This window comes from Streptomyces sp. NPDC005004 (genome assembly GCF_053600675.1).
The window spans coordinates 97,720-121,643 of record NZ_JBSGAH010000012.1 but is presented as its reverse complement, the minus strand read 5'-3'; the positions used below and the strand labels follow the sequence as shown (position 1 = coordinate 121,643).

General features: G+C 73.0%; 25 protein-coding genes. 15 read left to right on the top strand and 10 right to left on the bottom strand.

All coding sequences use genetic code 11. The features are described from left to right. The first annotated feature begins 3 nt into the window (after positions 1-3). Entirely contained in the window at positions 4-1,080 is a 1,077-nt protein-coding gene (locus ACWEEU_RS19120) for a Nickel transporter NicT (RefSeq protein ID WP_385742890.1), read from the top strand. Here the strand turns inward: ACWEEU_RS19120 and ACWEEU_RS19115 are convergent. From ACWEEU_RS19115 to ACWEEU_RS19100, 4 genes are all read right to left on the bottom strand, one after another. Further along, positions 1,053-2,066, bottom strand: coding sequence for an iron-containing redox enzyme family protein (locus ACWEEU_RS19115; RefSeq protein WP_385742849.1), 1,014 nt, complete (start codon positions 2,064-2,066; stop codon positions 1,053-1,055). The two genes, ACWEEU_RS19120 and ACWEEU_RS19115, sit on opposite strands and share 28 nt — an antisense overlap. Then, on the bottom strand, positions 2,063-2,305 hold the full coding sequence (locus tag ACWEEU_RS19110) for a CDGSH iron-sulfur domain-containing protein (protein WP_451733749.1): 243 nt from the start codon (positions 2,303-2,305) through the stop codon (positions 2,063-2,065). The genes ACWEEU_RS19115 and ACWEEU_RS19110 overlap by 4 nt, the downstream gene beginning before the upstream one ends. Beyond that, positions 2,289-2,972, bottom strand: coding sequence for a HemK2/MTQ2 family protein methyltransferase (locus ACWEEU_RS19105; RefSeq protein WP_451733747.1), 684 nt, complete (start codon positions 2,970-2,972; stop codon positions 2,289-2,291). The genes ACWEEU_RS19110 and ACWEEU_RS19105 overlap by 17 nt, the downstream gene beginning before the upstream one ends. Before the next feature lie 137 nt (positions 2,973-3,109). Continuing rightward, entirely contained in the window at positions 3,110-3,796 is a 687-nt protein-coding gene (locus tag ACWEEU_RS19100) for an HAD family hydrolase (RefSeq protein WP_451733745.1), read from the bottom strand. Between the two features lie 208 nt (positions 3,797-4,004). Here ACWEEU_RS19100 and ACWEEU_RS19095 point away from each other — a divergent pair, with 208 nt between their 5' ends. Next, positions 4,005-4,814 (top strand): diguanylate cyclase, encoded by an 810-nt coding sequence (locus ACWEEU_RS19095; RefSeq protein WP_451733743.1) that lies wholly within the window; start codon positions 4,005-4,007, stop codon positions 4,812-4,814. Positions 4,815-4,821: 7 nt separating this feature from the next. On the opposite strand, the gene ACWEEU_RS19090 is transcribed toward ACWEEU_RS19095, so the two are convergent. Further along, complete coding sequence (locus ACWEEU_RS19090; protein ID WP_451733741.1) at positions 4,822-5,601, bottom strand: VOC family protein; 780 nt, start codon at positions 5,599-5,601, stop codon at positions 4,822-4,824. A 277-nt stretch (positions 5,602-5,878) separates the two neighbouring features. Between ACWEEU_RS19090 and ACWEEU_RS19085 the strand changes: the two genes are divergently transcribed. Further along, entirely contained in the window at positions 5,879-6,730 is an 852-nt protein-coding gene (locus ACWEEU_RS19085) for a sulfurtransferase (protein WP_451733739.1), read from the top strand. Positions 6,731-6,823: 93 nt separating this feature from the next. Here ACWEEU_RS19085 and sepH read toward each other — a convergent pair whose 3' ends face one another. Further along, positions 6,824-7,867: a septation protein SepH gene (gene sepH / locus ACWEEU_RS19080; protein ID WP_385742862.1), complete on the bottom strand. Its 1,044-nt coding sequence runs from the start codon at positions 7,865-7,867 to the stop codon at positions 6,824-6,826. A gap of 480 nt (positions 7,868-8,347) precedes the next feature. Here sepH and ACWEEU_RS19075 point away from each other — a divergent pair, with 480 nt between their 5' ends. Further along, a complete protein-coding gene (locus ACWEEU_RS19075) occupies positions 8,348-9,103 on the top strand; it encodes a hypothetical protein (RefSeq protein WP_385742864.1) in 756 nt (251 codons plus the stop codon). Here ACWEEU_RS19075 and ACWEEU_RS19070 read toward each other — a convergent pair. Together ACWEEU_RS19070 and ACWEEU_RS19065 are read right to left on the bottom strand one after the other, a co-directional pair. Continuing rightward, complete coding sequence (locus tag ACWEEU_RS19070) at positions 9,027-10,346, bottom strand: D-arabinono-1,4-lactone oxidase (protein WP_451733736.1); 1,320 nt, start codon at positions 10,344-10,346, stop codon at positions 9,027-9,029. The two genes, ACWEEU_RS19075 and ACWEEU_RS19070, sit on opposite strands and share 77 nt — an antisense overlap. Beyond that, positions 10,306-11,547: an MFS transporter gene (locus tag ACWEEU_RS19065; RefSeq protein WP_451733735.1), complete on the bottom strand. Its 1,242-nt coding sequence runs from the start codon at positions 11,545-11,547 to the stop codon at positions 10,306-10,308. The genes ACWEEU_RS19070 and ACWEEU_RS19065 overlap by 41 nt, the downstream gene beginning before the upstream one ends. A 206-nt stretch (positions 11,548-11,753) precedes the next feature. Between ACWEEU_RS19065 and ACWEEU_RS19060 the strand changes: the two genes are divergently transcribed. Continuing rightward, entirely contained in the window at positions 11,754-12,896 is a 1,143-nt protein-coding gene (locus ACWEEU_RS19060) for a ferrochelatase (RefSeq protein WP_451733733.1), read from the top strand. Positions 12,897-12,904: 8 nt separating this feature from the next. Beyond that, a complete protein-coding gene (locus ACWEEU_RS19055) occupies positions 12,905-13,729 on the top strand; it encodes an inositol monophosphatase family protein (RefSeq protein ID WP_385742872.1) in 825 nt (274 codons plus the stop codon). A 68-nt stretch (positions 13,730-13,797) separates the two neighbouring features. Here ACWEEU_RS19055 and ACWEEU_RS19050 read toward each other — a convergent pair whose 3' ends face one another. Further along, complete coding sequence (locus ACWEEU_RS19050) at positions 13,798-13,971, bottom strand: hypothetical protein (protein ID WP_018547316.1); 174 nt, start codon at positions 13,969-13,971, stop codon at positions 13,798-13,800. Between the two features lie 416 nt (positions 13,972-14,387). Here ACWEEU_RS19050 and ACWEEU_RS19045 point away from each other — a divergent pair, with 416 nt between their 5' ends. From ACWEEU_RS19045 to ACWEEU_RS19030, 4 genes are all read left to right on the top strand, one after another. Next, positions 14,388-15,041 (top strand): response regulator transcription factor, encoded by a 654-nt coding sequence (locus ACWEEU_RS19045; RefSeq protein ID WP_018547315.1) that lies wholly within the window; start codon positions 14,388-14,390, stop codon positions 15,039-15,041. A 6-nt stretch (positions 15,042-15,047) separates the two neighbouring features. Continuing rightward, a complete protein-coding gene (locus ACWEEU_RS19040) occupies positions 15,048-16,349 on the top strand; it encodes a sensor histidine kinase (protein WP_385742874.1) in 1,302 nt (433 codons plus the stop codon). Positions 16,350-16,744: 395 nt separating this feature from the next. Continuing rightward, positions 16,745-17,041, top strand: coding sequence for a DUF4193 domain-containing protein (locus ACWEEU_RS19035; RefSeq protein WP_005481602.1), 297 nt, complete (start codon positions 16,745-16,747; stop codon positions 17,039-17,041). A gap of 13 nt (positions 17,042-17,054) precedes the next feature. Beyond that, positions 17,055-18,005: a hypothetical protein gene (locus tag ACWEEU_RS19030; RefSeq protein WP_451733730.1), complete on the top strand. Its 951-nt coding sequence runs from the start codon at positions 17,055-17,057 to the stop codon at positions 18,003-18,005. A gap of 2 nt (positions 18,006-18,007) precedes the next feature. Here ACWEEU_RS19030 and ACWEEU_RS19025 read toward each other — a convergent pair whose 3' ends face one another. Further along, positions 18,008-18,478 (bottom strand): DUF3093 domain-containing protein, encoded by a 471-nt coding sequence (locus tag ACWEEU_RS19025; protein WP_385742877.1) that lies wholly within the window; start codon positions 18,476-18,478, stop codon positions 18,008-18,010. A gap of 58 nt (positions 18,479-18,536) precedes the next feature. Here ACWEEU_RS19025 and ACWEEU_RS19020 point away from each other — a divergent pair, with 58 nt between their 5' ends. The 5 genes from ACWEEU_RS19020 to ACWEEU_RS19000 all read left to right on the top strand — a co-directional run bounded on the left by ACWEEU_RS19020 (position 18,537) and on the right by ACWEEU_RS19000 (position 23,850). After that, the gene (locus ACWEEU_RS19020) at positions 18,537-19,121 is read left to right on the top strand and encodes a PaaI family thioesterase (protein ID WP_385742879.1); all 585 of its coding nucleotides are present in this window, start codon (positions 18,537-18,539) and stop codon (positions 19,119-19,121) included. Then, positions 19,118-19,678 carry a dUTP diphosphatase gene (gene dut / locus ACWEEU_RS19015; RefSeq protein ID WP_385742881.1) on the top strand — a complete coding sequence of 187 codons (561 nt, stop codon included), beginning with the start codon at positions 19,118-19,120 and terminating at the stop codon, positions 19,676-19,678. The genes ACWEEU_RS19020 and dut overlap by 4 nt, the downstream gene beginning before the upstream one ends. Position 19,679: 1 nt before the next feature. Further along, positions 19,680-20,432: a DUF3710 domain-containing protein gene (locus tag ACWEEU_RS19010; protein ID WP_385731814.1), complete on the top strand. Its 753-nt coding sequence runs from the start codon at positions 19,680-19,682 to the stop codon at positions 20,430-20,432. A 179-nt stretch (positions 20,433-20,611) separates the two neighbouring features. Then, positions 20,612-23,173 carry an ATP-binding protein gene (locus tag ACWEEU_RS19005; protein ID WP_451733727.1) on the top strand — a complete coding sequence of 854 codons (2,562 nt, stop codon included), beginning with the start codon at positions 20,612-20,614 and terminating at the stop codon, positions 23,171-23,173. Next, positions 23,170-23,850, top strand: a complete 681-nt coding sequence (locus ACWEEU_RS19000) for a response regulator (RefSeq protein ID WP_385742885.1) — start codon at positions 23,170-23,172, stop codon at positions 23,848-23,850. Before ACWEEU_RS19005 ends, ACWEEU_RS19000 begins: the two co-directional genes overlap by 4 nt. Positions 23,851-23,924 lie beyond the last annotated feature (74 nt).

The following is a 23,924-nucleotide window of genomic DNA, read 5'->3' as shown; positions in this document are numbered from 1 at the left end:
TCGATGAGCCGGAAGGAGTGGGCACGGCTCGGGGGGATGGCGGCGTTCATCGTGGCGTTGCACGTGATCGGGTGGTTCACGCTCGTGGCGATCGTGGCGCCGGAGCACTACAGCCTCGGCACGAAGACCTTCGGTGTCGGCATCGGCATCACCGCGTACACCCTCGGGATGCGGCACGCCTTCGACGCCGACCACATCGCGGCCATCGACAACACCACCCGCAAGCTCATGAACGAGGGGCGCCGGCCCCTGTCGGTCGGGTTCTGGTTCTCGCTCGGCCACTCCAGCATCGTCTTCGCGCTGTCCTTCCTGCTCTCGCTCGGCGTGAAGGCGCTGGCCGGGCCGGTCGAGAACGACGACTCCACGCTGCACAGCGTCACGGGGTGGATCGGCACCACCGTCTCCGGTGTCTTCCTGTACGTCATCGCGATCATCAACCTGCTGATCCTCGCCGGGATCTGGAAGGTCTTCCGGCAGATGCGCGGCGGCCACTTCGACGAGGCCGCGCTCGAGGAGCAGCTCAACAACCGCGGCCTGATGAACCGCCTCCTCGGCCGCCTCATGAAGTCGATCACCAAGCCCTGGCAGATGTACCCGCTGGGTCTGCTCTTCGGCCTCGGCTTCGACACCGCCACCGAGATCGCCCTGCTCGTCCTCGCCGGTTCGGGCGCGGCCTCGGGGCTGCCCTGGTACGCGATCCTGTGCCTGCCGGTGCTGTTCGCGGCGGGCATGTGCCTGCTCGACACCATCGACGGCTCGTTCATGAACTTCGCCTACGGCTGGGCCTTCTCCAAGCCGGTCCGCAAGGTCTACTACAACCTCACGATCACCGGCCTGTCCGTCGCCGTCGCCCTCATCATCGGCACCGTCGAACTCCTCGGCCTGATCGCCGACAAGGCCCACCTCCACGGCGTCTTCTGGGACTGGGTCTCCGGCCTGGACCTCAACGTCATCGGCTACGTCATCGTCGGCCTGTTCTTCCTCACCTGGATTCTCGCCCTGGTGATCTGGAAGGTCGCCCGCATCGAGGAGAAGTGGACGGCGGGCCTGGCTCAGCCGGCCGCGGCGGACTCCGAGTAGCCCGGCCGCAGGGCCGTACCGCCCGTGCGCCACGCGCTCAGCAGCACCCTTGCCAGCCGGTCCTCCAGGTACGTCGTCGCGCGGACGCCGAACACCACGTCGCCGGCGAGCTGCGGCTCGTGCTCCAGCAGACCCGCGACCACGTCGTGCCGCACGACCTGTTCGTGGACGGCGTCCGCCTCGACGTGCTCGGTGTAGAACCGCACGGCCGCCGGGCCCGCGCCGATCCGCTCCAGCGCCCGGGCCAGGCGGCGCGAGGCGGGGGAGGAGGTCACCTCCACCGTGGCGAAGTGGCCGACGAGCGCCCCGCGCAGCGCGCGGTGCAGCCCGAACAGCGACATCAGGTTCACCGTGGCGAGAGCCTCGGCGGGCGCCGCGTCGAGGTACGTGCCGTACGCGGTGTCCAGGCCGAGGTCCGCCATCAGGTCGGCGAAGAGCTGCGCGTGGATCTCGTCCGCGCGGCCCGCGCCGAACTCGTCGTACTCCACCGCGACCATGGCCGCCTTCGCCCGCCCGCGCAGCCGGGGGATGACCCAGGCGTGCGGGTCTGCCTCCTTGAGGTGGTAGAGCGAGCGCAGCGCCGCGTACTCGCGGGCGTGCCCGAGCGTGCCGTGGTCGCGCAGGAAGTGCGAGACACCGCCCTCGTCGGCCGGCTCCACCAGGAGTTCGTCCAGCGCGGACTCGGGGGTGTCGTCGGCGTCCACGGGCACGTCCGCGCGCAGCGCGCCGAGGAAACGGTCCTCCAGGCGGGCGCGCAGGGCCAGCAGCCCCGCGTCCCACTCCAGTCGCTCGGGCACGTCGGCGAAGCCCTGGTAATGGAGTTCGTACAGCGTGTAGAGGGCGAGCTGGAGGTCGTCGCCGTAGGCGTCGTCGGCAAGCGCGGTGACGTCGGGTTCCGCGCCCTCGCGCAGGGCTGTCAGCACGGCGGCCGAGAGCGGGCCGCGTGCCGTGGGGAGCGGGGGCGGGCGCAGGCGGGTGGTGGTCATGCGGTGCCCTCGTGGCCTTCCTGGTCCTCTCGGCGGCGTTTGTCATGGCGGCGGTGGCTGGTGTCGCACCACGGGTACACGCGGCTGCGGCGGCAGGTGCACACCGCCACCAGGAAGCGGTCGGACAGCGACACCCGGCCGCTCTCGTCCACCACCTCGACCGGCCCCTCGATCAGCAGCGGACCGTCGCGCTGGACGCGGACCCGGACGCGACGCGGGCTCTCAGGCGTTTTCGGCACGGATCACCACCAGCTCCTCGGTCGTCCCCTCCGCCGTCAGACCGCGCTCGCGCAGCCAGCCGAGCCGGGAGCGCAGGACCCGGCCGTAGGGCAGCCGGGCGCGGTCCACCACCTCGCCGTACAGCCCCGCCGCCGCGAGGCGGGTCAGGGTGTCGTCCACGCCGCACAGGTGCGAGTGCACGAGCAGCAGCGTGCCCGTGGGGCGCAGGACCGCCGGTGCGGCGTCGCAGATGCGGTCGATCACCATACGGCCGTCCGTCCCGGCGTCCCAGGCGCGGGCGGGACCGCGCGGGGGAGCGACGGCGGGGGCGGGGACGTACGGCGGGTTCGTCACCACCAGGTCGAACCGTCGGCCCGGGACCGCCGAGGCCAGGTCGCCGTGGCGGACCCGGACCGTCTGGCCGTTCAGCCGCGCGTTGCACCAGGTGGTCAGCACCGCCCGCCAGGAGATGTCCACCGCGGTCACCCGGCCGCCCAGCCGGGCCGCCTCCACGGCGAGGAGCCCGCTGCCCGTGCCGAGGTCCAGGATCTCCGTGCGGCCGGGGGCGATGTCCTCGCGGCGCATGGCCCGGCGCAGGAGACCGGTGTCGAACTGGGGGGAGTAGACGCCCCGGGGAACCCAGCAGCGAAGCCGCGCGGGGGCGGTCAGGGTCTGGGCGGTGGTCATGGGGTCACCTCGCGCACAGGGTCCTCCGGGGGCTGCGGCCACAGGGGCCGGGTGCACCGGTCCAGGGCCGGCCGGCCGGGCAAGTCCGGCAATTCACTTCCTGCGGGTACCCCTGACCTCGGACATCACTCCGGTGGTCACTTCGCGCCCGCCCGCAGCGAGTCCAGCAGCGCGGCCGGATCGGTGTACACGGCGTCCGCGCCCGCCCCCTCCAGGTCCTCGCGCGGGATGCCGCCGCAGAGCACGGCCAGGCACCGCACCCCCGCCTGGGCGCCCGCCCGCATGTCCCACACGGTGTCCCCGACGAACACGGCGTTCTCCGCGGTGACCCCGGCCAGCTCCAGTGCCTGCTCGACCGGTTCGGGGGACGGCTTGCCCTCGGACACGTCGTCGGCGCTCGCGGTCGCCGTGATCGACTCGTCGGTGTCGAGCGCGCGGCGCAGCGCGGACAGCTCCTGGCCGCCCGCCGAGGTGGCGAGGACCACCCGCCAGCCGTTCCCGGCCAGGTGCCGCAGCAGGTCGCCCGCTCCCGGCAGGGGCACGAGCCGCCCGAAGTACTGGCCGTAGAGCGCCTTGTGGGCCGCGCTGAGCGCCTCCGCCTCCTCGCGGGCCCGCTCCTCGCCGAGCAGCCGGGCGACGAGGTCGGCGGACCGCAGCCCCACCGAGCGGTGGATCTCGTGCGTCGGCACCTCGTGCCCGGCCTGGCGGAACGCCTCCCACCAGGTCACCACGTGCAGGGCGTTGGTGTCGACAAGGGTTCCGTCCACGTCGAACACGGCGGCGCGGGGCTCGCCGTCGTCCGGCCGGTCGTCGGGGGTGAGCATGGGCGGCACCTCGCGGGATTCGTAGGGAGAACGCGTGGACGGGGTGCCGAGTACCCCGGGCGCGCCGGATCGTGCGTCGCCCCGCCGCATCCGCGCGGTGTCACCCGACCGCCCCACCCCGTCGTGTCACGCCCGACGAACGGGGGTACTGGGGCCGGGTCGAAGGCCCGGTCCGGCCGCCCGGCCGGTGACGACAACGGAGGATGCCATGGCCCTGCGTCTGCTGCCGCGTACGACGCGCCTCGCGTTCCGCGTGGCCCGGCACGTGCCCCGCTCCGCCTGGCCACCTCCGGCACGGTTCGCGTACCGGGCGGCCCGGATCGCACCCCACGTGATCCCGCATGTGCCCGGGGTGGCCCCGCACCTGCCGGGCGCGGCCCGACGGCACGCCGACGACCTCCGCCTCGCCGGGCCGTACCCCACCGACGCCACCGGCCCCACCCCCGAGCCCGAGGATGCCGACCGCCGCTCCCCGCTGCTCGGCATCCTGCCGCTGTGGGCGGTGCCCGCCGTGGCGGACTGGTGGCTGCGCCGCCGTGCCCGCGTCGAGCGCATCACCGGCACCCGGGAGTCCGCGGCGCACGCGCTGATGGTGGCCGAGGCCGGGGTGCCGCTGGTCCTCGGACTGGTCGCGCGGATCAACCCCCTGGTCCTCACGGTGATGGGCGGAGCGGCCGTCGCTCAAGGTGCCACGGCCGTCTACGACGCCTCCCTGGCCACCGGCGTCCGCGAGACCCGCCCGGTCGAGCGGTGCCTCCACAACGTCCTGAACGTGCTGCCCCTCACCACTCTCGCCCTCACCGCGGCCCTCCACCCCGACCAGGTCCGCGCCACCCTCCACGGCTGTGCGGGCCCGCACGACTGGCGCCTCCTGTCCAAGGAACCCCCGCTACCGGCCCCCTGCCTGGTGGCCGTCGGCCTGGTCGTCACTGCGGGCGTCGTCCTGCCGTACGCCGAGGAACTGCGGCGCTGCAGGCGGGCGGCGCGTACCCGGGAGGAGCGAACCGCCGAGGGGTAGTCGGGCATCAGCCGAGCGTCTGGAGCACCGCGAAGACCGCCCCCTCCGGGTCCGCCACCGTCGCCGCCCGGCCCCGCGTGCCCGGGCGGGACGGTTCCAGTACGCGGCCGCCGAGGGCCGTCACCCGGGCGAGTGCCGCTTCCGCGTCCGTGACGCGGAAGTGGGTGAGCCAGTGGGCGCCCCGGTCCCGGGGGACCGCGCGGCCCGCGCCGCGCAGGCCGGCGACCGGCCGGCCGTGGGTGCGCAGGGTCACGTGGTCGGGGGCGGGCGGGGCGGGGTCCTGGTCGTAGCCGCAGACCATCTCGTAGAACTTGACGACGCGTACGATCTCATAGGTGATCAACTCGGTCCACACCGGCAGACCGTGGCGGTCGTCGCCCGGTGCCGTGGAGGGGCCCTTGTCCTCGCGGAGGCCGAAGACCGCGCCCGCCGGGTCCGCCGCCACCGCCGTGCGGCCCTCTCCGGCGCTGTCGAGGGGGCCGACGGCCACCGTGCCGCCGCACAGCCGGACCTGACCGGCCGCCACGTCCACGTCGGTCGAAGTGAAGAACGGCGTCCAGGTAGCCGGAAGCTGACGGTCCGGCGGTGATTGGCCGATACCCGCCACCTCCTGCCCGTCCAGCAGCGCCCGTGTCCGGCGCCCGGGGCCGGGCCCGAACTCCCAGCCGAACAACGCCCCGTAGAACTCCTCGGCGGCCGCCGGCCGGTGTGTCAGCAGGCTCACCCGCCAGGGCGCGCCGGTCGCGCGCGACGCCCGGGGAACCGCCGCCTGCCGTGCCTGGGTCATCCGCCACTCTCCCTCCGGCCCCGCACGGGGGCCGTGTCGCGTTCGCTCACCCGGAAGGGGCGCGCGTCACCCGAAGGGGGCGCACGCCAGGGCGGAACCGGTGCCGGGTCTCGCGTACGCGCGCGGTGTCCCGTACGGAGGCAATGCCGTCCTCCCGCGCACGCGCCCGGCGCACGATGCGTGCCCGGTCGCGTACGCCCCGTGATCGTGTCCGTCCGGCCGAGCAGAGTAGCCGTACCTGGACGCCGGGGCTACCCCTGGCGTATGCATGGACACCATGACAGTCATCATTTCCCCGTCCGAGCTGGCCCGGGAGCTGTCCGGGCAGGCGCCTCCCGTGCTGCTGGACATCCGCTGGCAGCTCTCCGCGGCCAAGGCGGCGGGGGCGCCCGCCTTCGACGGGCGGGCCGAGTACGCGGCCGGGCACCTCCCCGGCGCGGTCTTCGTCGACCTGGACCGCGAACTGGCCTCCACGCCCGGCGAGAACGGCCGCCATCCGCTTCCCGACCTGGAGGTGTTCGGCGCGGCCATGCGCCGTGCGGGCGTGTCCGCCGACCGGCCCGTCGTGGTCTACGACGGCGGCCAGGGGTGGGCGGCCGCGCGCGCCTGGTGGCTGCTGCGCTGGACGGGTCACCCGGACGTGAGGGTCCTCGACGGCGGGCTGACGGCCTGGGACGGTCCGCTGTCCACCGACCAACCCGCCCCCGCCGAGGGTGACTTCGAGCCGTATCCCGCCGCGACCGGCGTCCTGGACGCGGACGGCGCCGCCGAACTCGCGGGCGCCGGCGTCCTGCTGGACGCGCGGGCGGGGGAGCGGTACCGCGGCGAGGTCGAGCCCATCGACCGGGTCGGCGGCCACATCCCGGGTGCGCTGTCGGCGCCGACGACGGAGAACGTGGGCCCCGACGGCCGCTTCCTGCCCGCCGCCGACCTGCGGGACCGCTTCAAGGCGCTGGGCGTCTCGGACGAGGCCGGCGTGGGCGTCTACTGCGGCTCGGGCGTCTCGGGCGCGCACGAGGTGCTGGCCCTCGCGGTCGCGGGCATCCCGGCGGAGCTGTACGTCGGTTCGTGGTCGGAGTGGTCCGCCGATCCGACCCGCCCGGTCGCGGTGGGGCCCGACCCCCGGTAGCGCAGAACGAACATGCCAAGGCGGGGGCGCCGAACACGCCCCCGCCTCACGGCAATTCGCACAAACGGTCGTACGACCTGTTTGCTCTCGCCGCTACTCCTGCTTCTTGCGCCGCGTACCGAAGACGATCTCGTCCCAGCTCGGCACGGCGGCCCGGCGTCCGGGGCGTACCCCGTCGGCCTCGGCCTGGCGGTCGGTGGCGCCCACGAGCCGGTCGCGGTGGCTGCCGACCGAGCGGGGCATGAGCACGTCCGCGTAGGCGGAACCGGCCGACGCGGCGGGCGCCGGGGGCTCCTCCGCCTCGGGCTCCTCGGGAGGTTCCTCGTCGGTCTCGGACGGCCGCTCCGGCACCACCAGGTCGCCCCGGAAACTCGGCACGGCCTCCAACAGGCTGGTCAGCGAGTCCCGTTCACCGGCCGTGGACTCCTCGTCGGGCTCCGACGCCTGCGCGGGCAGGCTCGGCCGGTCACGGTCGCTCCGCTCCAGGGCGCGGTCCATCGTGCGGTCGCGCGGCAGCCGGGCGATGCGCGGCACGAACGGGAAGCTCGGCTCCGCCGAGGCGAGGTCGTCGGACTCCCCGATCAGCGAGCGCGCCTCGTCGTCCACGGCCTGGACCAGGCGGCGCGGCGGGTCGTAGGTCCAGCTCGCGGAGTGCGTCTCACCGGCGACCCGGTAGACGAGCAGCACCTCCCAGGTGCCGTCGTCGCGGCGCCAGGAGTCCCACTGCACGGTGTCCTTCTCGGCACCGCGCAGCAACAGCCGTTCCTGCACGGCCTCGCCGAGCGGCGGGCCGGAGTTCTCGCCGGGGCGGCGCACGGAGGTCTTGCGGGCGCGCTCGGCCATGAAGGCGCGCTCGGCGAGGACGGGACCCTCGAAGCGCCGGACCCGGTCGACGGGGATGCCGGCGAGCTGGGCGACCTCTTCCGCGGTGGCCCCTGCTCGTATCCGCGCCTGGATGTCTCGCGGGCGGAGGTGGCTCTCCACCTCGATCTCGATCTGGCCGAGGCGGGGGCGGTCGCCGCGCACGGCGGCGCGCAGCCGCTCGTCGATCGGAAGGGTGTACTCCGTCGCGTCGGCAGCCTTGAGCACCAGCCGTGTGCCGTCATTCGAGACGGCCACGACACGCAGTTCGGGCATGGGGACCTCCCGGGTGGTGCCTGCCGACGTCACGTGCGTCGCTGCTTCCGCTAGTCGAGTGTGGCCTGCCCGGGTGCAGCCTGCCACAACCTTGCCGAGTTGCCCGGCGTGTCGGGCTCGGGCCCGAGTTCGCCGTTATGGCACGGTTACCTGTTCGCAACGCTAAGTGACGAACTCCATCACCCTGTGCAACTAGCCCCCTCCCGGCGGTCCTGCGAGGCCCCGGACACCCTGGTGGGAGACCGGACCCAGGGCTCGCAACAGTACTCCATTCGGACCACGCGCGTGGATTGGCGCGCCGCCGGAATTCCGGCGAGGGGCGCGTCTCGGCCGTGCGCGAGTCGGTTCGATCGGTCACCAACGTGGCGAACTTCACGCAATCGACAGAAACGGAACTAAAGGTTTCGCTCACACGTCCCTTTCTCGTGCACAGAGCCGGTCAAGGCCGGTCAGGGATGGAAAGGCAGGCAGGTTCCGGGTATGGGTGAGACGCCCGAGACGGGTCGCAAGCGGTTCGACCTGAGCGTGCCCCAGGTGGCGGGCAGCGCGCTGGCCGCCGTCGTGGCGGCCAAACTGGCCTCCTACTTCGGGGTGTACGGGACGATCCTCGGTGCCGGGGTCGTCAGTGTCGTGGCCACCTGCGGCGGTTCCCTCTTCCAGCAGGTCTTCCGGCGCACCGGCGAGCAGTTGCGCGAGGCCAAGGCGACCGGGCGCCCCAGGCTCCAGGCGGCGGGTCAACCGGTGGCTGTGCCCGGGGAGTTCGGCGCGGGCACCGTCTACCGCGCGCGGGTGAGGAGCTGGAAGCGACCGCTCGTCGCGGCCGCTCTCGTCTTCGGCGTGACCATGGCCGGTATCACCGTCTACGAACTGGTCTCCGGCAACAGCTTCAGCGGCGGCAGGGGCACCACGGTCAGCGACGCGGTCGGCGGCCGGAACTCCTCTCACCACCGGTCCCCGGCTCCCACGCCCTCCTGGACCCCGTCCACCGGGACGGAGACGACCTCCCCCGACGGGACCACCCCCTCGGGTGACGGCGCCACGAAGGGTTCGGCCACCCCCGAACCGAGCGGGAGCCCGGACCGGGAGGGGAAGCAGGACGGCGGTCCCAGCCCCGAGGCGACGACCCCGGCCCCCACGAGCGACGCGCCGACCGCGAGTCCTACTCCCCGAGAATCCGCCGGGAGTAGTCGTTCTGGAACAGCCGTTCCGGATCCAGGCGGTCCCGCAGCGCCCTGAACTCACCGAACCGCGGATACACCCGATCGAAGTACTCCGCGTCGCGGGTGTGCACCTTCCCCCAATGGGGTCGTCCCTCGTGCGCGGTGAAGATCCGCTCGGCCGCGCTGAAGTAGGCGTGGTACGGCGTGCCCCGGTACATGTGCACCGCGATGTACGCGCTGTCCCGGCCCGAGGCGGTGGAGAGCGTGATGTCGTCGGCCGGGGCGGTGCGCACCTCGACCGGGAAGCCGACCCGCAGCCCGGACCGCTCGACCGCCGCCTTCAGTTCCCGCAGCGTCTCGGCGAGCGCAGCGCGGGGCACCGCGTACTCCATCTCCACGAACCGCACCCGGCGCGGTGAGGTGAAGACCTTGTACGGGATGTCGGTGTACGACCGCGCGGACAGCGCCCTGCTGGAGATCCTGGCGATGGCCGGGACGCTCGCGGGCGCGGCGCGGCCGACCCACTGGGCCACCTGGAAGACGCCGTTGGAGAGGAACTCGTCCTCGAACCAGCCGGCCGGCTGCCCCACCGGACGCGCCGGGCCTGCGCTGCGGTTGTTGCGCTTGGTGTTGGTGCTGCCGGTGTGCGGGAACCAGTAGAACTCGAAGTGCTCGTTCTCGGCCCACAGTTGGTCGAACTCCGCCAGCACGCGGTCCAGCGGCATCGGCTCCTCGCGCGCGTGCAGCAGGAACATCGGCTCGACGGCGAAGGTGACGGCCGTGACGACCCCGAGGGCACCGAGCCCGATCCGGGCCGCCGCGAAGACCTCGGGGTTCTCCTCCCGCGAGCAGGTCAGCAACGAGCCGTCGGCGGTGACCAGTTCGAGCGCGGTGATCTGCGCGGCGATCGAGCCCGACTCGCGGCCCGTGCCGTGGGTGCCGGTGCCGACCGCCCCGGCCACGGTCTGCTCCATGATGTCGCCCATGTTGGCCAGCGACAGTCCCTCGCGCGCCAGGGCCGCGTTGAGCCGCTTGAGCGGGGTGCCCGCCTCGACCGTGACGGTCATCGCCGTACGGTCGATTCTCCGGATCCCGGTGAGCAGTTCGGGCCGTATCTGCACCCCGTCGGTCGCGGCTATGGACGTGAACGAGTGGCCGGTGCCCACCGCCTTGACCCGCAGCCCGTCGTCGGCGGCCTTGCGTATCTCGGCCGCCAGTTCCTCCACCGAGGCCGGAGTCACCTGCCGGGCCGGACGGGCGGTCACATTGCCGCCCCAGTTACGCCACGTGCCGTGCTTCCCGCTCGCCGTGCTGCTCAACGGTGCCTCCCCGACCCGCGGCCGGCCTGCTCAGCCGGCGGTACCCGAGGAACCCGACCGCGACCGCGACGGCTCCGGCGACAGCCGGAACCCCGTACCCGGCGCGTGCCCCGGCGGCGTCGATCACCCAGCCGGCCGCGGACGAGCCGAGCGCGACACCGACGGCCAGGCCGGTACCCACCCAGGTCATGCCCTCGGTGAGGTTCGCGCGAGGTACGTGCTCTTCGATGAGGGACATCGTCGTGATCATCGTCGGTGCGACGGACAGCCCCGCAACGAACAGCGCCACGGCCAGGAGCGGCAGGTTCCCGACCAGTAGGAGGGGGATCATACTCACGGCCATGGTCGCCAGGCCCAGCACCCACCGGCGCTCTGGCCGCCCGGCGAACCGCAGCAGGCCGAAGACGAGCCCGGCCGAGCAGGAACCGGCCGCGTACACGGCGAGCACCACGCTGGCCGCGCCCTTGTGACCACGCTCCTCGGCGAAGGCCACGGTGGCCACGTCCACCGCGCCGAAGATCGTGCCCGTCGCCGTGAACGCCGCCACCAGCACCTGGAGCCCCTTGGAGCGCAGCACGCTGCCGCCGACGTGGTTCTCGTCGCGCGGGTGCGGCACCGGCTCGGTGGCCCGCTGGGCGGTCAGCCAGAAGACGCCGACGGCCAGGAAGCAGGCCGCCAGCAGCGGGCCCGCCTCCGGGAACCAGGTGGTGGACAGGCCCACGGAGACGATCGGGCCGACGATGAAGCACACCTCGTCGACGACCGACTCGAACGAGTACGCCGTGTGCAGTGTCGGGGTGCCGCCGTACAGCGCCGCCCAGCGGGCCCGGACCATCGCGCCGAGGCTCGGCACCGAGCCGATCGCGGCGGAGAACACGAACAGCGCCCAGTCCGGCCAGCTCAGGTGCGCGGCCAGCAGCAGCCCGGTGGCGGCGCCCAGCGCGACCAGGGTGGCCGGGCGCAGCACCCTGCGCTGGCCGTACCGGTCCACCAGCCGGGATATCTGCGGCCCGATCACGGCGGCGGACAGCGCGATGGTCGCCGTGAGCGCGCCCGCGAGGCCGTAGCGCCCGGTGAGCTGCGAGATCATCGTGATCACGCCGATGCCCATCATGGACAGCGGCATCCGGCCGACGAAACCGGCGGCGGAGAAGCCCTTGGTTCCGGGTTCGGCGAACAGGGCGCGGTAGGGGCTGGGCACGGCGGTCTCCGTTGTCCGGTGCGGCTGGTCCTGCGGGGCGGTCCCGCGGGGGTGCGGACGGTCGCGCCGCGCAGCGGTAAGGCGTGAAAGGAGCCCATACAGCTTACGAGTTAGGCAACCCTAACGCACCAGGTCAGCGCGGGACACGGGAGCGGCGGGGCCGGGCCGTTTCCCGGCTGTCGGTGCCGGGTGGCAGGATCGGAGACATGCCAGACGCGCTCGATGCCCCCCCGCCGGACGCCGGTCCCTACGACGCCCTCCTCCTGCTCTCCTTCGGTGGCCCCGAGGGCCCCGACGACGTGGTCCCGTTCCTGGAGAACGTCACGCGAGGGCGTGGCATCCCGAAGGAACGCCTCAAGGAGGTCGGACAGCACTACTTCCTGTTCGGCGGAGTCAGCCCGATCAACGAGCAGAACCGCGCCCTCCTCGACGCCCTGCGCAAGGACTTCGCCGAGCACGGCCTGGACCTGCCGGTCTACTGGGGCAACCGCAACTGGCAGCCGTACCTGACCGACACCCTGCGAGAGATGACCGCCGACGGCCGCCGCCGCGTCCTGGTGCTGGCCACCAGCGCCTACGCGTCGTACTCCGGCTGCCGCCAGTACCGCGAGAACCTCGCCGACGCCCTCGCCACGCTGGAGGCCGAGGGCCTGGAGCTGCCGAGGGTCGACAAGCTGCGGCACTACTTCAACCACCCCGGCTTCGTCGAGCCCATGACCGAGGGCGTGCTGCGCGCGCTCGCGGACCTGCCCGAGGAGGTCCGCGACGGCGCCCACATCGCCTTCACCACGCACTCCATCCCGCTCACGGCCGCCGACACCTCGGGCCCCGTCGAGGACCACGGGGACGGCGGCGCCTACGTCCGCCAGCACCTGGAGGTCGCCGGGCTGATCGCGGACGCGGTCCGCGAGCGCACTGGTGTCGACCACCCCTGGCAGCTCGTCTACCAGTCCCGCTCCGGCGCCCCGCACATCCCGTGGCTGGAGCCGGACATCTGCGACCACCTCGAGGAGCGGCACGCGGCCGGCGTCCCGGCCGTCGTCATGGCGCCCATCGGCTTCGTCTCCGACCACATGGAGGTCCTCTACGACCTCGACACCGAGGCCACCGCCAAGGCCGCGGAGCTGGGTCTGCCGGTGCGCCGCTCGGCCACGGTCGGCGCCGACCCGCGCTTCGCCGCCGCCGTGCGCGAGCTGATCGAGGAGCGCGCCGCGACCGAGCGCGGCGAGCCGGTCACCCCGTGCGCGCTGGGCTCCCTCGGCGCGAGCCACGACCTCTGCCCCGTCGGCTGCTGCCCGGCCCGCGCCCCGCGCCCGGCCGCCGCCGGTGCCGACAGCCCCTACCCGTGAGGAGCCACGTGACGACCCCCCACTCCGACTCGCCCGACGACCTGCTGGACCTGGCCCTGGAGGCCGCCCGCCGCGCCGGTGAGCTGCTGCGCGACGGCCGCCCGGCCGACCTCGCCGTGGCCAGGACCAAGTCCAGCCCCATCGACGTCGTCACCGAGATGGACATCGCGGCGGAGAAGCTGATCACCGACCTGATCTCCGAGCGCCGCCCCGACGACGGCTTCCTCGGCGAGGAGGGCGCCGCCGTGGAGGGCACCAGCGGCGTCCGCTGGGTGATCGACCCGCTCGACGGCACGGTGAACTACCTGTACGGGCTGCCGACCTGGGCGGTGTCCATCGCCGCCGAGCGGGACGGCGAGACCGTCGTCGGCGTCGTCGCGGCCCCGCTGCGCGGCGAGACGTACCACGCGGTGCGCGGCGGCGGCGCCTTCGCCACCGGCGCCTGGGAGGGCGAGCGGGCCCTCGCCTGCCGTCCGGCAGCCCCGCTGGACCAGGCGCTCGTCGCGACCGGCTTCAACTACGTCACCGAGGTCCGCGCCCACCAGGCCCAGGTGGCCGCCCGGGTGCTCCCGCTGGTCCGGGACATCCGGCGCGGCGGCTCGGCGGCGATCGAGCTGTGCGACGTGGCCGCGGGCCGGCTGGACGGCTACTGGGAGCGCGGGCTGAACCCCTGGGACTACGCGGCCGGTGCCCTCATCGCCCGTGAGGCGGGCGCCGTGACCGGTGGACGCCCCGGAGAGCCCGAGTCACCCGCCCTGACGTTCGCGGCCACCCCGGCCGTCTTCGAGGCGCTCCAGCCCCTCCTCGAGGACTTCGGCGCCTGGCACGACTGAGCGGTACCGCCATGCGAGTGGGCCCCGGCGGATCTCTCCGCCGGGGCCCACTCGACTGCCGGGACCGGTCAGGGCTGTGACACGGCGACTTCCACACCGTGCTCGGCCGCGAGACGGCGCAGGTCGTCCAGCTCTCCCTGCTCCACCTCGGCGAGGAAGTCGTCGCCCTCGTCACGAGCCCGCGACAGGTCGGACTCGGTCGTCTTTATGCGCTGCAGAAGTCCTGCGGTGAAAGCGTCCATGCTGCGCCCCCTCGTCCTGGGTCGTGGGTCGGTGGCACGGGGGTGTGCCGGTCGGGAAGGGGCGATCACGTGGCCCGCGGATGCCCGGCACAGCCCTGCCGGGGCGGCTGCGGTGCCGGACACCCGCGCCCGCTCCGCCGGGGCTGATCGCGGAGTGACCGCATGGTGCCTCGGCACATGCGGAGCGTGATCGCGGGGTGTAAAGCCGTCCTCCCCGCGCCGTTCGTCCGGGAAACCTCCGGCGCCGCAGAAAATCCCGCCTGCCCGCCCCCCGGCCGCCGTACCTGCGGCGACCGTCCTCGGCTTACCTCCGACTTATGGCCGAAAAGGGCAGGATGGAGGGCACAATCCCACGGACACCTCCGCCCGCCCGCGCCCCGGCGCGCCGTGGGCGGACACGAGGAAGGACAAGCGACGTGCGCGTACTCGTCGTCGAGGACGAGCAACTGCTCGCCGATGCGGTGGCCACCGGACTGCGCCGGGAGGCCATGGCCGTCGACGTCGTGTATGACGGTGCGGCCGCCCTGGAGCGCATCGGCGTCAACGACTACGACGTGGTCGTCCTCGACCGCGACCTCCCCCTCGTGCACGGCGACGACGTCTGCCGCCGGATCGTGGAGCTGGGCATCGCCACCCGCGTGCTCATGCTCACCGCCTCCGGCGACGTCAGCGACCGCGTCGAGGGCCTGGAGATCGGCGCCGACGACTACCTGCCCAAGCCCTTCGCCTTCAGCGAGCTGATCGCCCGCGTCCGCGCGCTCGGCCGCCGTACCAGCGTGCCCCTGCCGCCGGTCCTGGAGCGCGCCGGGATCAAGCTCGACCCCAACCGCCGCGAGGTCTTCCGCGACGGCCGCGAGGTCCAGCTCGCGCCCAAGGAGTTCGCCGTCCTTGAGGTGCTGATGCGCAGCGAGGGCGCGGTCGTCTCCGCCGAACAGCTCCTGGAGAAGGCCTGGGACGAGAACACCGACCCGTTCACCAACGTGGTCCGGGTGACCGTGATGACGCTGCGCCGCAAACTCGGCGAGCCTCCAGTGATCGTCACCGTGCCCGGCTCCGGCTACCGGATCTGATCCCCCATGGCCGCCACCCCCGCGCCGCCCCAGGCGCCTCCGAAGCCCACCTGGGACCCCCGCCGCCCCCAGCCGCCCTTCCCGTGGCTGCGCCCGACCATCCGCATAAGGCTGACGCTGCTGTACGGCGGCATGTTCCTGATCGCCGGCATCCTGCTGCTGTCGATCATCTACCTCCTGGCCGCGCAGGCGATCAGCTCCGGCAACCAGCCGCTGTTCAAGATCGTCAGCTTCCAGGCGCTGAAGGTCTCCAGCGACAACTGCCAGGCGATCAACACCAGCAGTCTCTCGCTCCAGGACTTCAACGACGCGATCAGCCAGTGCGTCGACCACCAGCGCCAGGTCGCCCTGGACGAGCTGCTCAGCCGTTCGCTGCTCGCCCTGCTCGGCCTCGCCGTGATCGCGTTCGCCTTCGGCTACGCCATGGCCGGCCGCGTCCTCTCCCCGCTCGGCCGGATCACCCGCACCGCGCGTCAGGTCGCCGGCTCGGACCTCTCCCGCCGGATCGAGCTGGACGGTCCCGACGACGAGCTGAAGGAGCTGGCGGACACCTTCGACGACATGCTGGAGCGCCTGCAACGGGCCTTCACCGCCCAGCAGCGCTTCGTCGGCAACGCCTCCCACGAACTGCGCACCCCGCTGGCGATCAACCGCACGCTCCTGGAGGTCCACCTCTCGGACCCGAACGCGCCCGTGGAGCTGCAGCAGCTCGGCAAGACCCTGCTCGCCACCAACGAACGCAGCGAGCAGCTCGTGGAGGGTCTGCTCCTGCTCGCCCGCAGCGACAACCAGATCGTCGAGCGCGGGCCCGTGGACCTCGCCGAGGTCGCCGGGCAGGCCATCGACCAGGTGCGCAGCGAGGCGGACGCCAAGGACGTCGAGCTCCGCGGCGAGCGCAAGCGCGCGGTGGTGCTCGGCAACGGCGTGCTCCTGGAGCGCATCGCGCTGAACCTCGTGCAGAACGCCGTGCGCTACAACGTTCCCGACGAGGGGGCGCAGCGCGAAGCGCTTCCCCGAAAGGGTGATGGCGGGCGACGGGAGCGCGGGTGGGTCGAGGTCACCACCGACACCGAGCACAACCAGGCCGTGCTGACCGTCTCCAACACCGGTCCGGTGGTCCCGGCGTACGAGATCGACAACCTCTTCGAGCCGTTCAGGCGGCTGCGCACCGAGCGCACGGGCAGCGACAAGGGCGTCGGACTCGGCCTGTCCATCGTCCGCTCCGTGGCACGGGCGCACGGCGGCCACATCGTGGCCCGGCCGCGCGAGGGCGGGGGGCTGGTGATGCGCGTCACCCTGCCGCTGTGAGCGGGCCTCCGGCACGCCCGGAGATTGTTCGCTTCGCGCGGAATTTTCCACCACCGTGCCGGGGTTGTCCCTGTGTGATCAATCACATGTGTGGATTTCCGGCCATGTACTGAACGTGATCAAGAAGTGGGCCACAAAGCCGGGAAAGTCCGGGTTTTCAGCCCTCCTGATCACGGGAAGTACACGATGAGGCGCCTTTGAGGTGCGGCATTCGAACCGTGTACGGTCCTCACCGCCATCCAAGCCGATCACTCTTGAGGGATCGGGTTGGGTGTCGATTGAGTAACAGACCTTGATGTGAGGCAAAATCTCCGCCTCAGGTCGGGCACAAGTCCGGCCTCTCACGCGTTACGTGCGCTGAAGACACCGCAGACACCCAGAGGGGGAGAGCGACCATGGCAACCGATTACGACACTCCACGCAAGACCGACGACGACGTCGACTCGGACAGTCTCGAAGAGCTGAAGGCCCGGCGGAACGACAAGTCCACCTCCGCGGTGGACGTCGACGAGTTCGAGGCCGCAGAGGGCCTCGAACTGCCCGGCGCCGACCTCTCCAACGAGGAGCTGGCCGTCCGTGTGCTGCCCAAGCAGCAGGACGAGTTCACCTGCATGAGCTGCTTCCTCGTCCACCACCGCAGCCAGTTGGCCCGCGAGAAGAACGGCCAGCCGATCTGCCGCGACTGCGACTGAGGACGGGTCGGCCGTGACTGGCTCGACCCCTCCGCGGAAGCGCCGTTTCCGGTTCCCGGGAGCGGACAAAGGGCCGTTCGGCGGCTCGCACGGCACGCGTGACCACGAGCGGGGCTCACCGGAAGCGGGAGCCTCGCTCGAACCACCGGCGGAGCGCCACGCTCCGCGGGCCGGGACGGGGGAGTCCGCCGGTCCCCACGCACCGGTCCGTCATCCGCGGGCCGCGGCGATCCGTGGCAGGGCACGTCATCTGGCGCGCGAAGGCGCACGCCGGGGCGGCGGCCACGCCCGCGCGGGCATCGCCTACGTCGCGGACCGCGTCATCGACATCGCCCCCCGCGTCCCCGTACGGGACCTCGCGACGCTGCGCGCGCAGTTCCCGGGCCTCGGGCCCGAGCAGCTCGCGGACAAGCTCGTGGCGGGCGCCGCGAACGCCACCTCCACCGTCGGCGCCGGAGTGGGAGCGGCGGCCATGCTGCCCGTACCGCCCGCCCTGCCGACCGAACTCGCCGCGGAGATCACCGCGGTCGCCGCGATCGAGCTGAAGCTCATCGCCGAACTCCACGAGGTCTACGGACGGCGCGCCCCCGGCGGCCTCGGCGCCCGCAGCACCGCGTACCTGGCCTCCTGGTCCGGAGAGCGCGGCATCGACGTGATGAAGCCGTCGACCATCGACGCGGCCCTGGGCGGCCGCATGAAACGCGAACTGCGCCAGCAGATCATGAAGCGCATGGTCCGCAACCTGCCCAACCTGACGCCCTTCATGGTGGGCGCCGCCGTGGGCGCGGTCATGAACCGCCGCGACACCAGAAAGCTCGCCGACCGCGTCCGGGCCGACCTGCGCACCGTGCGGGTCCCCTGGGACGAACTGGCCGCGCAGCCCCCGCTCGACCAGCCCGAACACCCCGTGCGGATCAAGGAGATGCCCGAGGACCCCGAGGACCCGGGGAACCCGAAGGGCTGACCTCAGGCCGCGGCCTCGGTGCCCTTCGCCGCCTCGATGGCCGCCGCCAGCCGCTCCGGCTCCCGCGTCGAGAGGTACAGGTACGGCGTCGGGTCCTGCGGGTCGGTCACCTCGACCCGCAGCGCGGTCGGGATGTACGCCCGCAGCAGCAGGAACGCGCGGGTGTCCGCCTTGTAGGTCCGCCAGGCGCGCGCCTCCTCCGCGTCCAGCACCTCGCTGGCACCGAGCGCCGACAGCGGGATCTTCGCCTCGCCCGCGATCAGCGAGTCGCCCACGATCCGGATGCGCTGGGAGCCGTACGCGCTCGCCATCACGGCCGCCACGGCGGTACCCCCGACCAGCCCGCCGAGCAGCGGCAGCGTGCCGAAGGGGAGCAGGATCAGGGCGAAGGAGACACCCACGAGGAAGCTGATCAGCCACCACGAACGGGGGGCGGTCAGACGTTCTTCGTAGGGGGTGGCGGCAAGCTGCATGGAGCCAAGCTTGGCACGCCGACGCCGGGCGCCGGGCGGCCGGGTAAGGTCTGCGCCTGTGAGTGGTAGTTCCCCAGCCCTTGAGCCGCCCGCCGACGCGGTGCGCCCCGTACGTCACCCCGACGCGCCCGCCCCCGGTGAACCGCTGGGCCCCCACTACGAACACTGTTTCGGATGCGGGCCCGGACAGCCGCACGGGCTGCACCTGGACGCCCGCGCGGGCGACGGTGTCTCGCTGACCGCCGAGTTCACCGTGCAGCCCGCCCACCAGGGCGCCCCCGGCCTCGCGCACGGCGGGGTGCTCGCCACCGCCCTGGACGAGACGCTGGGCTCGCTGAACTGGCTGCTGCGGACCATCGCCGTCACCGGCAGACTGGAGACGGACTTCGTACGGCCCGTCCCCGTGGGCACCACGCTCCATCTGGAGGCCGAGGTCACCGCCGTCGCCGGACGGAAGATCTACTCCACCGCCACCGGCCGCATCGGCGGCCCCGAGGGCCCTGTCGCGGTCCGCGCCGACGCCCTCTTCATCGAGGTCAAGGTCGACCACTTCACCGACCACGGCCGCGAGGAGGAGATCCGGGCCGCCATGAGCGACCCGGACCAGATCCGCCGTACCCGCGCCTTCGAGGTGAACCCGTGAACGCCGACCGGACCGCCCCGCTGGACGTCCGCATCCGCCGGATCGACCCCGACGTCCCCCTCCCGGCGTACGAGCACCCGGGAGACGCCGGGGCCGATCTGCGCACCACCGAGCCCCGCGAACTGAGCCCCGGTGAGCGGGCCGTCCTGCCCACGGGCATCGCGATCGCGCTCCCGGAGGGGTACGCGGCGTTCGTGCACCCCCGTTCGGGTCTGGCCGCCCGCTGCGGTGTGGCGCTCGTGAACGCTCCCGGGACGGTGGATGCCGGGTACCGTGGAGAGATCAAGGTGATCGTGGTGAATCTCGATCCGCGCGAGACCGTGCGGTTCGAACGCTTCGACCGGATTGCCCAACTGGTCGTCCAGCAGGTCGAGAGGGTCCGCTTCCAGGAGGTAGCGGAACTTCCCGCCTCGGTACGCGCCGAGGGGGGCTTCGGGTCCACCGGAGGTCATGCCTCGGTGGACGACGGAAGCGGCACAGAGGGTCGGTCCGCCGACGGCGGTCCGACGGGTGGGAATCGATACGCTTCGGTCGTATCCGACCGGGAAGGACAGTGACGTGTTCGGACGTCGCAACAAGAAGGGTGCCGCCGAGGGCGCGGCCGGCGAGGCCGAGCAGGTCGTCGACAGCGTCGGCACCGAGGCGGACGGAGAGCGTGAGCGCGTGCGGCTCGAACCCGAGCCGCGCCCCGACGGACCCTGGGACTCCACCGAGGTGCGCGACCCGGCCGAGGGCCGTGTCGACCTCGGCGGCCTGTTCGTGCCGGGTGTGGACGGCATGGAGCTGCGCGTCGAGGTCGCCGGTGACGCGATCGTCGCCGCGACCGTCGTCCTGCGGGACAGCGCCATCCAGCTCCAGGCCTTCGCCGCCCCCAAGCGCGAGGGCATCTGGGGCGAGGTCCGCGAGGAGATCGCGGGCGGCATCACCCAGCAGGGCGGCATCATCGACGAGGTCGAGGGCCCGCTCGGCTGGGAACTGCGCGCGCAGGTCCCGGTCCAGCTGCCCGACGGCACCGGCGGCTTCCAGGTCGTCCGCTTCGTCGGCGTGGACGGCCCGCGCTGGTTCCTGCGCGGAGTGATCTCCGGCCAGGGCGCGGTGCAGCCGCAGGCCGCGGGGCTCCTGGAGCAGATCTTCCGGGACACCGTCGTGGTCCGCGGCGAGGGACCGATGGCCCCGCGCGACCCGATCGTCCTCAAGCTGCCCAACGACGCCCAGATGGTCCCCGAGGGCGTCCAGCAGGAGGAGGGCTCCCGCTTCTCCGGCGGCATGGGCCAGCTCCAGCGCGGCCCGGAGATCACCGAGGTCCGCTGACACCGGTTCGACGAGCGAAGGGCCGTACTCCCACGGGGGTGCGGCCCCTTTCGCGTCCCATGCGCGTCAGGGTTGTGTCAAAGCGCCCCGGTCCGGTGGCCCCCCGCCCGCTTTGTCCGCATCGTTGGCCGTAGGGTCGACGCCGGACGGGGAGCGGTTCACCGGAAGACAATGGGGCCATGGGACGCGGCAAGCTTCGGATCTACCTCGGCGCCGCACCAGGCGTGGGCAAGACCTACGCCATGCTCTCCGAGGCACACCGGCGCGTCGAGCGCGGCACCGACTGCGTCGTGGCCCACGTCGAGCACCACGGCAGACCCCGCACCGAGGTCATGCTGCACGGCCTGGAACGCGTCCCGGGCCGCGAGCTGGAGCACCGGGGCGCCGTCTTCACCGAGATGGACGTGGACGCCGTGCGGCGCCGCGCCCCCGCCGTCGCGCTGGTGGACGAACTCGCCCACACCAACGTCCCCGGCTCGCGCAACGCCAAGCGCTGGCAGGACGTGGAAGAGCTGCTCGCGGCCGGGATCGACGTGGTCTCCACGGTCAACATCCAGCACCTGGAGTCGCTGGGCGACGTGGTCGAGTCGATCACCGGGGTGCGCCAGCGCGAGACCGTGCCCGACGAGGTCGTGCGCCGGGCCGACCAGATCGAGCTGGTCGACATGTCCCCGCAGGCGCTGCGCCGCCGCATGGCGCACGGCAACGTCTACCAGCCCGACAGGGTCGACGCGGCCCTCTCCAACTACTTCCGCCCCGGCAACCTCACCGCGCTGCGCGAGCTGGCCCTGCTGTGGGTGGCCGACCGGGTCGACGAGTACCTCAACGAGTACCGCAGCGAGCACGAGGTCTCCCGGATCTGGGGCTCACGCGAGCGCATCGTGGTCGGCCTGACCGGCGGACCCGAGGGCCGCACCCTGATCCGCCGGGCCGCCCGGCTCGCGGAGAAGGGCGCGGGCGGCGAGGTGCTCGCCGTCTACATCGCCCGCAGCGACGGCCTCACCGCCGCCTCCCCGAAGGAGCTCGCCCTCCAGCGCACCCTGGTCGAGGACCTCGGCGGCACCTTCCACCACGTGGTCGGCGACGACATACCCGCCGCCCTGCTCGACTTCGCGCGCGGCGTCAACGCCACCCAGATCGTGCTCGGCTCCTCGCGCCGCAAGACCTGGCAGTACGTCTTCGGACCTGGCGTCGGCGCCACGGTCGCCCGTGAGTCGGGCCCCGACCTGGACGTCCACATCGTCACCCACGAGGCGGTCGCCCGGGGCCGGGGACTGCCCGTGGCCCGGGGCGCCCGGCTCGGCCGGGGCCGGATCGTCTGGGGCTGGCTGGTGGGCGTCGGCGGCCCGGTGGGCCTCGCGGTGCTGCTCAACACCGTGGACCTCGGCCTCGCCAACGACATGCTGCTCTTCCTGGCCCTCACGGTCGCCGCCGCCCTGCTCGGCGGACTGCTGCCCGCGCTGGCCTCGGCGGCCATCGGGTCCTTCCTGCTGAACTACTTCTACACCCCGCCCCTGCACCGGCTGACCGTCGCCGACCCGAAGAACATCGTGGCCATCGCGATCTTCTTCGGCGTCGGGATGTCCGTCGCCTCCGTGGTGGACCTCGCCGCCCGGCGCACCCACCAGGCCGCCCGGCTGCGCGCCGAGTCGGAGATCCTGTCCTTCCTCGCGGGCAACGTCCTGCGCGGCGAGACCGGCCTCGAGGAACTCCTCGAACGGGTCCGGGAGACCTTCGCCATGGAGTCCGCCGCGCTCCTGGAGCGGGCCAGCGACGTCGACCCCTGGACCTGCCAGGGACGCGTCGGCGTCGGACCGCCGCTGGAGCGGCCCGAGGACGCCGACGTGGACATGCCGGTCGGGGACCACATGGCGCTCGCGCTCACCGGCCGGGTGCTGCCCGCCGAGGACCGCCGGGTGCTCGCCGCCTTCGCCGCCCAGGCCGCCGTCGTCCTGGACCGGCGCCGCCTCCGGGCCGAGGCGGACCAGGCCCGCACCCTCGCCGAGGGCAACCGCATCCGCACCGCCCTGCTCGCCGCCGTCAGCCACGACCTGCGCACCCCGCTGGCCGGCATCAAGGCCGCCGTCTCCTCGCTCCGCTCCGACGACGTCGCCTGGTCCGAGGAGGACCGCGCCGAGCTGCTCGAAGGCATCGAGGAGGGCGCCGACCGCCTCGACCACCTCGTCGGCAACCTCCTGGACATGTCCCGCCTCCAGACCGGCACCGTCACCCCGCTGATCCGCGAGATCGACGTGGACGAGGTGGTCCCGATGGCGCTGGTCGGGGTGCCCGAGGACAGCGTCGAGCCGGACGTGCCCGAGACGCTGCCCATGGTCGCCGTAGACCCCGGACTGCTGGAGCGCTCGGTCGCCAACCTGGTCGAGAACGCCGTCAAGTACAGTCCCCCCGGCCGTCGCGTCCTGGTCGCCGCCAGCGCCCTGGACGACCGGGTCGAGGTGCGCGTGGTCGACCGGGGGCCCGGCGTCCCCGACGAGGCCAAGGAGCGCATCTTCGAGCCCTTCCAGCGCCACGGCGACGCCCCGCGCGGCGCCGGGGTCGGCCTCGGCCTCGCCGTCGCCCGGGGCTTCGCCGAGGCCATGGGCGGCACGCTGGTCGCCGAGGACACCCCGGGCGGTGGTCTGACCATGGTGCTGAGCCTGCGCGCGGCGGGGCGGGGCACGCAGGAGTGCGCCACGGAAGCCGGCGCGCACACCACGGAACGAGAAAGGCAGGCCCTATGACCAGGGTGCTGGTGGTCGACGACGAACCGCAGATCGTGCGGGCCCTCGTGATCAACCTCAAGGCGCGCCAGTACGAGGTGGACTCCGCCGCCGACGGCAGGACCGCCCTCGAACTCGCCGCCTCCCGCCACCCCGACGTGGTCGTCCTCGACCTCGGTCTGCCCGACATGGACGGCGTCGAGGTCATCCGCGGCCTGCGCGGCTGGACCCGGGTGCCCGTCCTGGTCCTCTCCGCCCGCCACTCCTCCGACGAGAAGGTCGAGGCCCTCGACGCGGGTGCCGACGACTACGTCACCAAGCCCTTCGGCATGGACGAACTCCTCGCCCGGCTGCGGGCCGCCGTACGCCGGGCCGAGCCCGTCGGCGAGGGCGAGGTGACCACCGTGGAGACCGAGGGCTTCACCGTCGACCTGGCCGCCAAGAAGGTCAACCGCGCGGGCAAGGACGTACGCCTCACCCCCACCGAGTGGCACCTCCTGGAGGTCCTGGTCCGCAACACGGGACGCCTGGTCGGCCAGAAGCAGCTCCTGCGCGAGGTGTGGGGGCCGTCGTACGGCACCGAGACCAACTACCTGCGGGTCTACATGGCCCAGTTGCGCCGCAAGCTGGAGGCGGACCCGGCGCACCCGCGCCACTTCATCACCGAACCGGGCATGGGGTACCGCTTCGAGAAGTGACCGGCGGGGTCCGGGACATGGGGGAGACGGACGGGGCGCGAGGAGCGGGGGAGACGGGGGCGCCACGAGTACGG